The sequence below is a fragment of the Gemmatimonadaceae bacterium genome, assembly GCA_035533755.1.
Classification (GTDB): Bacteria; Gemmatimonadota; Gemmatimonadetes; order Gemmatimonadales; family Gemmatimonadaceae; genus JAGWRI01.
On sequence record DATLTC010000041.1, the window covers coordinates 1 to 12390 of the forward strand.

General features: G+C 69.5%; 9 protein-coding genes. 6 read left to right on the plus strand and 3 right to left on the minus strand.

Features of this window, described 5'->3' with window-relative positions; all coding sequences use genetic code 11:
* From VNE60_06305 to VNE60_06315, 3 genes are all read left to right on the plus strand, one after another.
* Positions 1 to 1320, plus strand: a 1320-nt coding sequence (locus VNE60_06305) for a hypothetical protein (GenBank protein ID HVB31125.1), incomplete at its 5' end; no start/stop codon positions are given.
* A 6-nt stretch (positions 1321 to 1326) separates the two neighbouring features.
* Positions 1327 to 4146 carry an O-antigen ligase family protein gene (locus tag VNE60_06310; protein HVB31126.1) on the plus strand — a complete coding sequence of 940 codons (2820 nt, stop codon included), beginning with the start codon at positions 1327 to 1329 and terminating at the stop codon, positions 4144 to 4146.
* Entirely contained in the window at positions 4143 to 5531 is a 1389-nt protein-coding gene (locus VNE60_06315) for a flippase (GenBank protein HVB31127.1), read from the plus strand. The genes VNE60_06310 and VNE60_06315 overlap by 4 nt, the downstream gene beginning before the upstream one ends.
* Before the next feature lie 3 nt (positions 5532 to 5534).
* Here VNE60_06315 and VNE60_06320 read toward each other — a convergent pair whose 3' ends face one another.
* Positions 5535 to 6584: a glycosyltransferase family 2 protein gene (locus VNE60_06320; GenBank protein ID HVB31128.1), complete on the minus strand. Its 1050-nt coding sequence runs from the start codon at positions 6582 to 6584 to the stop codon at positions 5535 to 5537.
* A complete protein-coding gene (locus VNE60_06325) occupies positions 6581 to 8101 on the minus strand; it encodes a hypothetical protein (GenBank protein HVB31129.1) in 1521 nt (506 codons plus the stop codon). Before VNE60_06325 ends, VNE60_06320 begins: the two co-directional genes overlap by 4 nt.
* A 139-nt stretch (positions 8102 to 8240) precedes the next feature.
* Between VNE60_06325 and VNE60_06330 the strand changes: the two genes are divergently transcribed.
* Genes VNE60_06330 through VNE60_06340 form a run of 3 tightly spaced genes read left to right on the plus strand, consistent with a single transcriptional unit; the run spans position 8241 to position 12110 of the window.
* Positions 8241 to 9338: a glycosyltransferase family 1 protein gene (locus VNE60_06330; GenBank protein HVB31130.1), complete on the plus strand. Its 1098-nt coding sequence runs from the start codon at positions 8241 to 8243 to the stop codon at positions 9336 to 9338.
* Positions 9338 to 10924, plus strand: coding sequence for a hypothetical protein (locus VNE60_06335; protein ID HVB31131.1), 1587 nt, complete (start codon positions 9338 to 9340; stop codon positions 10922 to 10924). Before VNE60_06330 ends, VNE60_06335 begins: the two co-directional genes overlap by 1 nt.
* A gap of 52 nt (positions 10925 to 10976) precedes the next feature.
* A complete protein-coding gene (locus tag VNE60_06340) occupies positions 10977 to 12110 on the plus strand; it encodes a glycosyltransferase (protein ID HVB31132.1) in 1134 nt (377 codons plus the stop codon).
* Between the two features lie 44 nt (positions 12111 to 12154).
* Here VNE60_06340 and VNE60_06345 read toward each other — a convergent pair.
* A partial coding sequence (locus VNE60_06345; GenBank protein HVB31133.1) for a hypothetical protein occupies positions 12155 to 12390 on the minus strand: 236 nt, incomplete at its 5' end.

The window sequence follows — 12390 nt, forward strand, 5'->3', positions numbered from 1 at the left end:
GCGCTCCTGCTCATCCGCGAGTTTCCCGGGACCGGCAACAGCCTGCAAGGCAAGGTGAACCTCTCTCAACTCGTGCCCGGCCTCCTCGGTGGTGATCAGGACGTGGAACTGGCCACCCAACTCGCCCTGCTCCAGAGCCGCGCCGCCATCGGCGCCGTCGTCGATTCGCTCCGTCTCGAAATCCAGCCCAGGAGTCCCGGCCGCACGCCGCCCGCCCTGCTCGTCGATTCGGTGCATCTGCCCAATCGGTTCAAGCCGGTCAAGCTCACTCTTTCCGCCGGCGCCAACACTATCCCCCAGGGCGTCATATACGCGTCAAAGGCCGGCGCCGGCGCCTCCGTGCGCCTGGTGGACCGCGAGGACGCCATCAGCGACGTGGCGGACAGGATCAGCACCAAGAAAGCCGGCGGCGACGCGGTGGAGATTCTCTACAGCGGGCGCGACTCCACCACCGCCGCCCAGGTGCCCAACCTGCTGGCCCGCGTGTACATGCTCCGCCGGCGCACCGTCGATCGCGGCCTCAACCAGCGCCGGCTGGAGTTCCTGTCGGCGCGGGCCGACACGGTGCGCCACGACCTGAGAACGGGCGTTGACGCCCTGGCGCAGATGCAGGAAGCGAGCGGCGCCGGTGTGGACGCCACGATTGCTGCCCGGGGAATGGCCGATCAGTTGGCCGCCGTCGAGGCGCAGCTCGCCCAGTTGCGCGCCTCGCAGCACGCGCTGGATTCCCTGGTGGACATGGTGAAGGCCGGACGCACCGATCCCCGCGCGCTGGCCGGATTCCCCGACCTGCTGCGCAGCGCGGCCGTCAACGACATCGTCGCCTCCATTGCCCAGGTGGAGACGCAGCGCACCGTGCTCCTGGCCCGCGTGGCGCCCGGCGCGCCACAGGTGGCGGCGCTCGCCCGGGCCCGCGATTCCCTCACCGCGCAACTCCTCCCCCTGGCCAACGCCTACCGCCAGTCGCTGGCCCATCAGCGCGCCTCGCTCCAGACCGACGCCGATTCGCTCCACGCGCAGCTCGATCGCCTGCCGGGCCGCGAGGCGTCGGTGGCCAAGCAACAGGCCGACGTGAAGCAGCTGTCCGAACTCGACGCCGGCATGGGCGCGCAGGTGCTCCAGGCCCGGCTGGCCGCGATGCTCGAGGGCGGCGACGTGCGGCTGGTGGATACGGCCGCCGTGCCGCGGCGGGTGTCGTTCCCGCGGCCGGCGCCCACCTGGCTGGTGGGGCTGCTGGGCGGACTGCTGTTCGGGCTCCTCCTCGTGCCGCTCGGCGCGGCGCCCCAGACGCGGGAGTCCGACACTCCGCGCGCGGTCTAGCCGCTCGTGAAGCTTTCGGCCCGGCACCTCGTCGCCATCGGCGCCGCGGCCATGGCGCTGGCCAACGTGGGACGCATCCCCATGGGCGCGCTGGGCGGGCGCACGGCGCCCGTCGTCGTCGGCGACCTCGTCACTCTGCTGCTCTGGTTCGCGCTCGCCGCGGTGGTGCTCGGCGGCCGCGTGCGAGCGACCCTGGACGAGATCTCCCTCCCCGCCGCCGCGTTCGTGCTCGTGGCCGCCGTGTCCACCGCGCTCGCCCTCGCACGCTACGGCATGAATTTCAACGACGCCATGGGCACGCTGGCATTTCTCGCGCGGTGGGTGGTGTACTTCGGTTGGTACCTGTTCGTGGTCTGGTGTCTCACCCCCGACGAAGCGCGCTCGGCGTGGCGCTACGTCGAAACGGCCATCCTCGCCATCGCCGCGTTCGGCGTCGTGCAGGCGGCCTTCCTGCCCGGCTTCGCTCAGCTCGTCCACAGCGGAGGCGATCTACCGGTGTGGGACGTGCAGGGCCGCCGCCTCGTGTCCACGCTGCTCGATCCCAACTTTGCCGGACTGCTGATCGCCATCGCGCTGCTCTTCCGCCTTGCGCGGATCGCCGAGGGCATTCGGGAACCGCGGAGCGCGTGGCTGCTCACTCTCCTCGCCGCCGCGCTCGTGCTCACCGTGTCGCGCTCGTCGGCGCTGGCGCTGGCCGTGGGGCTGGCGGCGATCGTGGCCGCGCGGGGGCTCAGGTCCCGGCTGGGGTACACGTTTCTGGTGGGCGCGTCGCTGCTCGTGCCCACGTTCTGGCTCATGGCGGGCTACGCCGCGCGGCTCAACAAGCTGCGCGTGGACACCTCGGCGCTCGAACGCTTCATTCCCTGGTTGCGCGCCCTGCGGCTGATCATCGACCACCCCGTGCTGGGCGTGGGCTTCAACGCCATGAAGCCGGCCGAGATGGCCCACGGATGGGTGCTGCTCGGCAGCGCCGGCGTGTCGCTCGACGGCGGGCTGCTGTTCGTGGCGGCCATGACCGGACTGCTCGGGCTCGCCTGCTACGTCTGGATGCTGTGGCGCGTGGTGCGGCTGGCGCGGCGAGTGTACAACGATCCGGATCTCGAGCCGGCCGACCGCGCCCACGGCGTGGCCACCGCCGCCTCGACGCTGGCCGTGGTGGTGCACTCTTTTTTCGTGAACTCGCTTCTCCTGCCCTTCGTGATGCAGATTCTCTGGATCATGTGGGGCACTCTCATGCGCATCGCCGGCAATCGCCGGCTTCGCGTCGGCGCGGCGGTCGTCGTGCCGCTGCTGATCTTCGTGGCCGGCTGCGAGCCCTGCGCCGGCACCAACGTCTGCGCGCCCGCGGCGAAAGTCGATCTGATCGGCCAGATCGTCGACGCCGCCACGGGCGCTCCGGCGGCCGGCGTGCAGGTGAGCGTGTCGCTTTCCAACGGAGATCAGGCCACCGCCACCACGGGGGGCGACGGAAGCTGGGAAGTCGCCACGGATGTGCGGGGCTCCGACAGTCTGTCCGCGACCATCACCGTGGCGGCGCCCGGCCATGCCGGATATACCGTGCCGCCGTTCCAGGTAGCCGTGTCCACCCGTCGAGGCGACGCGACGCTGCTGGGCGCCTGGTTCGACGTGCCGCACGCCCGCTATATGGCCACGCTCCTGCACGACGGCGTGCCGCTCGCCGGTGCCGAGGTGAACTTCGCGCCCACCGGCGGCGTGGCGGTCACCGGTACGTTTTCCGGCAGCACGAACTCCGACGGCATCTTCGCCCTCGACCTCACCGGCGACCAGTTGGGCAGCGCCGTGGGCAACCTGACGGTGAGCCAGGGGTCGCTGGACCACCCGGCGGTGTTCGGCGGCTACACCATCCCGCTCGATTACCACTATCGCGTCGCGTCGCCGCAGGCCACCTACAACGTGGGGAGCATTCTCGTATACGGGGCGCAGGCGTTCAACCGCGGCACCGGCCAGCACGTGCAGGGCGTGGCGGTGAACTGGACGCGCACCGGCGGCATCGCGACCACCCCCGCGGTCATCAACACCACCACCGACGCCACGGGATTCTTCCTGCTCGACATGACGCCGGCCGCGGACGGCGAGACCATCGGCACGCTCACCTTCACGCCGCCCAACGGTTCGGCCACCTCGTACCCCAACCTGCACCTCGCCACCTACGACTCCACGTCGTACCGCTACCTGGGCAACTTTGGCTACGGGCAGCGGTGGGCGTGGGCCATCGAACTCTGGCGTAACGATTCACTCAAGCAGGCCCGGGGCGTGCCCGTGACCTTCCGCCGCACCGGCGGCATCGCCATCGATCCCGACTCGTTGCAGCTCGTGACCGGCTCCGACGGGCGCATCGAGGTGCGCGCCGCCGTCACCGACACCGGCTACGTGGACGGCGAGATCACCGTGCACCCGGCCACCGGGCCGGCGCGGCTCATCACGGGAATTCACCTCCACACCTTCGCGGGCGACTCCCTTGGCTTTGCCGGCGTGTTCAGCTTCGGGCCCTCGCTGCGCTACGCGGCGCAGATCCAGCGCGCCGACGGCACCCCGGTGGCGGGCGCCACCGTCACCTGGACGCTCGACTCCGGGCTCGACGCCACGCCCGTCACGCTCACCAGCACCACCGACAACACGGGCTACTTCAACGTGATGCTCTACCCGCCCGACAACTTCGACGGCACGGCGGTGGGCCACTTCACGGTGAGTCCCCCGGCGCCCTACCCGCCGGGAAGCGCGTACACTATTTCGAACGTGCATCTGCCCACATTCCAGTCGCCCGATCTGCGCTTCGCCGGGTTCTTCCAGATCCCGAACCCGTGAGCCACGAGCGCCTGCGCGCGCTCACCGACGACGCGCTCCTCAAACGCAACGTGTTCGTGAATCTCGCGGCGTTGGCGCTTCCCGCGCTCGCCGCGCTGATCAGCATTCCCATCCTCGCCCGCGGGCTCGGCCCGTCGCGGTTCGGACTGCTCACCTTCGCCTGGGGCGTCATCGGGCTCTTCTCGCTGTTCGACTTCGGCTTCGGGCGGGCCCTCACCCGCCTGGTGTCGGTACGCCTGGCCGGCGGCCGGGACCACGAAGTGGCCGATCTGGTATGGGCGGCGAGTTGGCTCCTGCTCGGCATCATGTCCGTGCTCGCGGTGGCCGGCTGGATGGCGGCGCCGCACGTGGTGGACCACCTGATGAAGGTGCCGGCGCGATACCGCGACGAGGCGGTGGGCGTGCTGCGGCTGTTCGCCCTGTCGCTCCCCCCGCTCGCGCACGGGGTAACGCTGCGCAGCGTGCTCGAGGCGGCGCAGAAGTTCCCGCTGTCGGCGCGGCTCCGCGTGCCGCTCGGCGTGGTGACCTACGCCGGCCCGCTCGTCGCCTTGCCGTTCGGCGGCGACGCGCGGATCGCCGTGGGCGCGATCGTCGTGGGACGGGTGCTCTACTGGCTGGCGCACTTTTTCGTGATCGGAAGCATCGTCCCGGGCCTGGGCCGCCCTCGCCTTCCGCACCGCGGCGCCGTGCACGAACTGGCGAGTGTCGGCCGATGGATCTTTGCCTCCAACATGGTCGGCCCCGTGCTCAGCAACGTTGACCGCATGGTGGTGGCGTCGGCATTTCCCATCGCCGCCTCGGGCTGGTACGGCACGGCCGCCGAGGTGGCCACCAAGCAGTTCCTGTTCACCGGCGCGCTGCAGCCGGTGCTCTATCCGGCGCTCGCGGCGTCGTACAAGCCCGACCCCGAACGCGCCGTCGAACTCATGTGGAAGGCCACCTGGGTGACGATGCTGGTGATCTTCAGCTCGGCGCTCGTGCTCGCGGCGTTCGCGCAGCCGCTGCTGCAGGCGTGGATGCGCAGCGCCTACTCGCCGGTGGCGGCGCAGGTGCTCCCCTGGCTGGCGATCGCGGTGTTCATCAACTGCCTGGCGCAGGTGCCGTTCGCGATGCTGCAGGGCGCGGTGGACGCGAAGGGCGCGGGCATCATGTACATCATGGAGCTGCCGATCTACCTCGGCCTGCTGGCGCTGTTCGGACATCTGTGGGGCATTTCCGGCATCGCCTTCGCGTGGCTGGGGCGCATGTCGCTCGATGCCGTGGGCCAGTGGTCGATCATGGCGTGGCGCTTCCCGGCGTCTCGTGTCGTCGTGCGCCGCGCCGCCCTTCTCGGCGTTCCCGCGCTCGCCGTGCTCGTCGCCGCCGCCATACTCGGCGCCCACTGAGTTTCACTTCGCTTTGGCGCGGGCGAAGGACGTGAGATTCGGCGTATGCCCCAGCGTGCGGCGAAGGAACTGGATCACCCGGTCCACGTTCGGCGCGCCAAGCAGCGCGATGGCCCAGAACCAGGCGTGGTACTGCGGGTACTTGTCGAACCCCTGCGCGCCGAGATCCTTGTAGAACTTGCGGAATACCGGCCAGGGCTCGTGCGCCTGGTGGGCGAGCGTGTGGTAGATGTAGTTGGCGAAGTCGCGCTCGATGGCGTCGGAGATCTTCACCCCGCGCTCGGCTTCGACGGCCCGCGCGATCTTCATCAGCGCGCCCACCATGCGCAGGTCCGTATCCGGCGGCTGCGATCCCGGCGTGAACATTCCCTGCTCCGCCTTGGCCGTGCCGAATACGGGCGGCGCCCCGCGGCGGAAGTAGGCGAGGAGATCGGGGAGGTACACCGCGTCCTTCTGCGCGAGAATGTTGCCCGCCAGCCACTGCTGGTAGAACAGCGTGCCGTCCCACCGGTCGGTGGCGCAGGCCTGCGCCAGGTCGCGGTCCAGCACCAGTCCGCTCATCGCCACGAATCGCCGGAAGCACGCCACGATCGCCGGCGGGCCCGCCGGAAAGCTGCACTCGTGCGCGTAGTAGCGATTCACCTGCACGATGTTGTCGGGGGTATCGACGAACACCGCGAACGCGCGCAGGATCGCTCCCATGTTGGGGTAGCGGTCTATCGCGCCGGCCACGGCCTCGAACGCGCCGGGCGCCACGAAGTCGTCGTCCCCCATGACGAACAGGAACCGCCCCCTCGCCAGTTCCACGAGCTTTCTGAAGTTCCCGTCGTATCCCAGCGTTTCGGGGTTGGCATGGAACCTCACCCGCCCTTGCGTGCGCGCCGAGTACTCCGCGGCGATCTGCCTGATCTTCTCCTGGTTCGGCGATCCGTCTTCGGCGATCACGCACTCCCAGTCGTGGAACTCCTGCGCCATGACGGAGTCGAGCAGAGGACCGATGTGCTGCCAGCGACCGTAGGTGGGAACGATGACGGAGAGCAGCGGGCGGCTCATGGGCGCCGCTCCGCGAACGGCGTCACCGACACCCGGAACTGCGTCACGTTCACATCCACCGTCTGGAAGTCCTGGATGTAGCTGCCGTTCTGGAACAGGTAGTCCAGCCGGCGCCCGCTGCTCAATTCCACATGAAGCTCCTGCCCGCGGAGCAGCACGCCGCCCCTGATTCCGGCGCGAACGGTGACGTCGTGCCGGTTGGGAAAGGGCAGATACTGCCGCAGGAAGGCGTCCTCGTTCCACCGCACCCGTTCGATGAACGCGCCCGCGGACCCGCTGGGCGTCACCCAGTCGATGGAGAACCACTGCGACTGCCCGCCGGGCCCGATGCCGTCGCCCAGCAACTGTCCGCGCTGCGTCCATCCCTGCGGGATGTCGTTGCTCGTATAGAAATCCTGCGTCGGCTGCCCACGGATGTCGGTGGGCTGCTCCAGATCTGCCGCTTCGCCCGTGAGCAGCAGCGTGCCCGCATTCGTCTTGATGGCCTGTTCGAGGCCGAACAGGTACGTGATGCCCTGATAGGGAATCGTCATGAACTGCCTGAAGCTGGGCAGCGCGCCTGCCCGGCCGATCTCCACCCACGCCCGCACTCCGTTGTCCGGCGCCTGCGCCCGTGCGTAAAGGGTGTTTATCTGATCGCTGGGGCCGGTCAGTTTGTGCGCCGATCCGCCGAACAACGACCCCGTGCGCATGCTCGCGTGCGCGATGCCGATGGACGTGCCGCTCGCCGCGCTCGGGCTCCAGCCTATCGTCCACGCGGTGAGCGTGCGCAGATCATTGGCCGGGTTGTGGTCGAAGAAGGGCGATTCGGTGAGCGTGCCCACGAACGCGGTGCCCGACCAGGCGCCGGTGCGCGTGACGATCGGATGGTTGGTGCGCACGAACACCCGCGGAATGCCCGGCGCGTCGGGCCCCAGCAGCAGGTGCCCGCGAATGCCCGGCCCCCACGACTGCGAGCTGTTGGATACCCCGAGGTCGGCGCCGCCCTCGCTCACCCAGAGCGCCGACTGCCCCAGGCTCGCATTCGCCAGCGGCGACGCCCCGAAGCGCGTCGGCAGGTCGATCGAATAGGGCGGCGTGTACCAGTTGGACGCGAACTGGCTGCGCGCGCCGTCGGCGCCGGGATAGAAGTTGAAGTTCGTGTTCTGCGCGTACCAGAACTCCGGGGCCAGCACGGCATGGAACATCCCGCGATCGAACGTCGCCCCGAAGCGCGTGAAGGCGGTGAGCCCGAGCCCGGCCCACACCCCGCCTTCGTTTCGAGAATCCGGCACCCCGCCCGCGGACTGCACGCTCACCATCGGCGACAGCACGTGCAGAGCGTGGGATGTGAGCGGGGTATGCGCTGTGTCGCGCCCGCACTCCGCCCCATCCGCTATCACATCGGCCACCGAGGCGCCGCGCGAATGCATTTCACTCAGTTGGGCGCGCGCCGTCGGATCGGCCAGTTCACGCACTCGCGCGCCGCACGGCGTCTGCGCCGAGGCCACGCCGGCGCCGGCGGCGGCGGCGAGCACTATCACAAGCCTCGAGAGAATCGGCATGCCGCGAATAGAAACCCAGGGTAGGAATCCCCGGCAACTTCGCGTATCTTCTCGCGCTCAACAAGGGGCCGGACGCCTTTAACGACTCGTGAATGGACATCCGAATCGCCAGATGATTTCCGTCGCGTTCGATCTCCGCGACCCAGCCCGCTCTGGCATCGCGCGCGTCGCCTGCTCGCTGGCGCGGGCCCTGGCCGCCCGTCTGGACATCGATCCGCGCCTCGACCTCACCCTCTGCGGCCCCGTGACGCAACTGGAGCAACTGGGCGTTCGCGACTGGAGCCGGCGAGCCCCGCGCCTGGTGGAATGGACCAGCCCGCGCCACTCGACGGCCGCGCAACTCACCTGGCCGCGCGTGCGCCGGCAGGCGGGAGATGCGATCTGGTTCTTCCCGCACTGGGATGTTCCGTGGTATGCTCTTCCGCGTCGCTATGTCGCCATGGTTCACGATCTGATCCTGCTCCGCGTGCCCGGAGCCACGAAGCCCGCTCGTCGACGACTCGCCGAACGGTGGATTCGCCGCGCCGTGCGGCACGCCGGCCGCGTGGTAGTGCCGTCGGATTACACCGCGCACGACCTCGCGGCCCTCGTTCCCGGGTCCGCCGCGAAGATTCGCCGCATTCCCGAGGGCGTCGACCCGGGATTCTTTCAACCCGCTCCTCCGCTGCCCGACGACGTTGCCCCCTTTGCCGCCGGCGGCCCGTTCATGCTCAGCGTGGGCAATCGCAAGCGGCATAAGAACCTCGATATGGGCGTGGAGCTGCTCCGGCGCATCCCGGAACTCCGGTGGATCGTGGTTGGCGAGTGGTATCCGGATTGGGAGCCGGTATCGGCGCACGCCATCGCGGCCGGCGTGGCCGATCGCATGCTCGTGCTCGGCGCGCAGCAGGACGACGTGCTTCGCGCGCTCTACCACGCGGCGGCCTGTCTCTTCTTTCCGTCGCGCATGGAGGGTTTCGGCCTCCCGGTCGTGGAAGCGACGGCCTGCGGCACGCCGGTGGTGTGCTCCAGTGCGGGCTCGCTATTGGAAGCCGCCGGCGGTTGCGCCGCGTTGTGCCACCCCGACGACGCCGACGCGTTCGTCAACGCCGTGCGCGCCGTGCTCGCTCATCCGGCGCGCCAGCCGGCCGCGTGCGTGGACCGCGTCCGTCGCATGACCTGGGACGCGAGCGCCGAGCGTGTGATGCAAGTGATCGAGGAGATCGCCTGATGCGCCGCGCGTGGCTTGCCCTCGTCTGCCTTCTCGCCCTTCCGGCCGTGTTGCGCGCTCAGGGCACGCAATGGAACGAAGCGACCGTGGGCAGCGACTGGGAACTCTACGCCCGCGCGCTCGCGGTGCGCGGCCTTCTTTCCGACGAGCCCTGGGCCATCCGTCCCTTCTCGCCTTCGGTGCTCGACCAGTGGAGCGCCTCGCTCTCGGCGGCGCATCCGTGGAAGGACCGGCTGCCGCAGCGCACCGCGCCGCCCAGCCACTTCGAGCTGCTGCGTCCGTCGGCCGAGGTTTCCGACAACTCGAGCTACGCCTGGGGCTTCAACGACGGCCCCGTGTGGCAGGGCAAGGGTGTGAACGCCTGGGCCACCGTGGGCGGCGACATGCGGTGGGGACCCCTTTCGGCGCGCATCGAGCCGCTGGTGGAGTACGCGCAGAATGGGGCGTTCCAACTGGAACCCGTGCCGGCCGGCGCCGCGAATCCGTACGTCGATGCGATGATGCCGACGTCCATCGACCTGCCGCAGCGCATGGGGCCCGGCGCCTACCATTTGATAGACCCGGGGCAGTCGTACGTGCGGATCGACGTCAAGAGCTTGGGCGCCGGCCTTTCCACCGAGGACATTTTCTGGGGCCCCGGCGTTCGCAATGCCCTTCTCTTTGGACCGAATGCGCCCGGGTTTCCGCACATCTTCTTCGGCACCAACCAGGCGATCCACACGCCGATCGGCCGGTTCAGCGGGCAGGTGATCTACGGCCGGCTGCAGCAGAGCAACTACGCGCCGCCAAGCCCCAACGCCACGCGATTGGGAGCCGGCCTCATCGCCACCTGGCAGCCGCCGTCGACGCCCCTCACCATCGGCTTCACGCGATTCTACCACCGCGACTGGCCCGCGCACTTCACTCAAGACGACTACACGCTGCCCTTCGGGGCGCTCTTCAGCAGCAGAGGGGCTGCCGGACTGGGCACGGCCGACAACCAGCTTCTCTCCGTGTTCTTCAGCGCCCGCGCGCCCGCCATGGGGCTCGAAGTGTTCGGTGAATTCGGCAAGAACGACCGCAACGTGGACATCCGCGATGTCATGCTGGAACCGGAGCACAACAGCGCGTGGCTGCTGGGCTTCTTCAAGGTCATTGGTCTCGACAGCGCGCACGCGGGCTTCTGGACCGTTCGCGCCGAGGCCGCCAGCGGGCGCGTGTCGGCCATCCAGCAGATCGGCCGCGGGCAGTCCACCTTTTACGACCATTACCCCATTGCCCAGGGCCACACGGAACTCGGCCAGCTCCTCGGCACGCCGCTCATCGAGCAATCGGGGGGCATCGACCTGGGCGTCGACCGGTTCACGTCGGCCGGCCGGCTTGGCGTCTCCCTCATGGAGCGCCAGATGCCCCCCGATACCTGGGTCGGCATGCCCGCCAATCAGCTTCGCTCGCAGTGGGATCTGGGCTTCGGCGGCACGATCTTCCATGGAAAGTCGGACATCACCTTCCAGGTGGGCCACGTGTGGGACCTGAACCGCTTTCCGGGGCAGGACGTGGGCAACAGCTATCTGCGCTTGGGCACGCGACTCGGGCTGGCGCGGTGAGCATCGCCTCCGCTCGTCCACGCATCGTCGCCCGCTCCGGCGCTGCGCGGCCGTGCGCGTAGCCCTCGTCCACGACTGGCTGGTCACCTTCGGCGGCGGCGAGCTGGTGCTCGCGCAGCTGCTCCGCCTCTTTCCCGAAGCGCGCGTGTTCACGCTGCTCGACCACATGGCGGGCGCCGACCGCGCCGGGTTGGGCATTCCGCGCCAGGTGACCACGTCGTTCCTGCAGCACATGCCCGGCGTGGCGAGCCGCCATCGGTACTACCTGCCGCTCTACCCCGCGGCCGTGCGCTCGCTGGACGTGAGCGGCTACGACCTGGTGATCTCCGTGTCGCACGCCGCCGCCAAGAACGTGCGCATCCGGCCGGGGCAGCGGCACGTGTGCTACTGCCTGAGCCCCATGCGCTACGCGTGGGATCTGCGCGATCAGTATCTGGCGCAGACCGGACTGGACCGCGGCGTGCGCGGATGGCTCGCCCACCGGCTGCTCGACCGCATGCGCGCCTGGGATCTGGAGGGCACGCACGGCGTCACCGAGTTCGTGACGCTGTCGCACTTCGTGGCCGACCGCATCCGGCGGGCGTATGGCCGCGACTCGACGGTGGTCCATCCGCCCGTGGACACCCGGTTCTTCACCCCCGGCCCGGCGAGCGCCGCAGCGCGCGACCCCGCCCTGTACGTGACCGCCGGGCGGCTCGTGCCATATAAGCGTATAGATATGATCGCGCGGGCGTTCGCGCGGCTCCCCGACCGCCGGCTGGTGATCATCGGCACCGGCCCCGAGCTGCGCCGCGTACGCGAGGCCGCCGGCCCGAATGTGGAACTGCTCGGCTTTCTCCCGCGCGAGGAACTCCGCGACCACCTCCGTCGCGCCCGCGCCTTTCTGTTCGCCGCCGAAGAGGATTTCGGCATCTCGCCGCTGGAGGCGCAGGCCTGCGGCGCGCCGGTGATCGCGTATGCCCGCGGCGGCGCGCTGGAAACCATCCGCGGCCTCGACGCGCCCGAGCCCACGGGTGTGTTCTTCGAGGAGCAGACGGTGGATTCGCTGGTGGACGCGGTGCGCAGGTTCGAGGGGCGCGAGCGCATCGCGCCCGCGGCGTGTCGGACCAATGCCGAGCGGTTCGCCGCTGAACGGTTTGTGAGCGCAATACGGGAAACGTTTGACGGTAGGACGGTAGGGGGGTAGGACGGTTGTGGGTAACTGCGGAACGCCGTTTACCAACTACCGTCCTACCCCCCTACCGTCCTACCGTCCTCCTCTCGCCAGGGGAGTCCCCGCTCGATCTCCACCGCCCCAAACGAGCGGCTGGATCTCGCCCCCACCACCCGAGCCCACTGGGCCATGCGGTGGACTCCCTCGCCCAACGGAATCGTCGTCGTCTCGCCGAACAGCGCCTGCGCTCTGGCGTGATCCGAATACGCGTGCACCACTTCGTGGCGCGCCGGCAGGTGCGTGACCTGGGGCG

Bases quoted from the DNA above. Each gene is read 5' to 3' on its own strand.
- VNE60_06320 (HVB31128.1), bottom strand. From the start codon at position 6,584: ATGAGCCGCCCGCTGCTCTCCGTCATCGTTCCCACCTACGGTCGCTGG.
- VNE60_06330 (HVB31130.1), top strand. From the start codon at position 8,241: ATGATTTCCGTCGCGTTCGATCTCCGCGACCCAGCCCGCTCTGGCATC.
- VNE60_06335 (HVB31131.1), top strand. From the start codon at position 9,338: ATGCGCCGCGCGTGGCTTGCCCTCGTCTGCCTTCTCGCCCTTCCGGCC.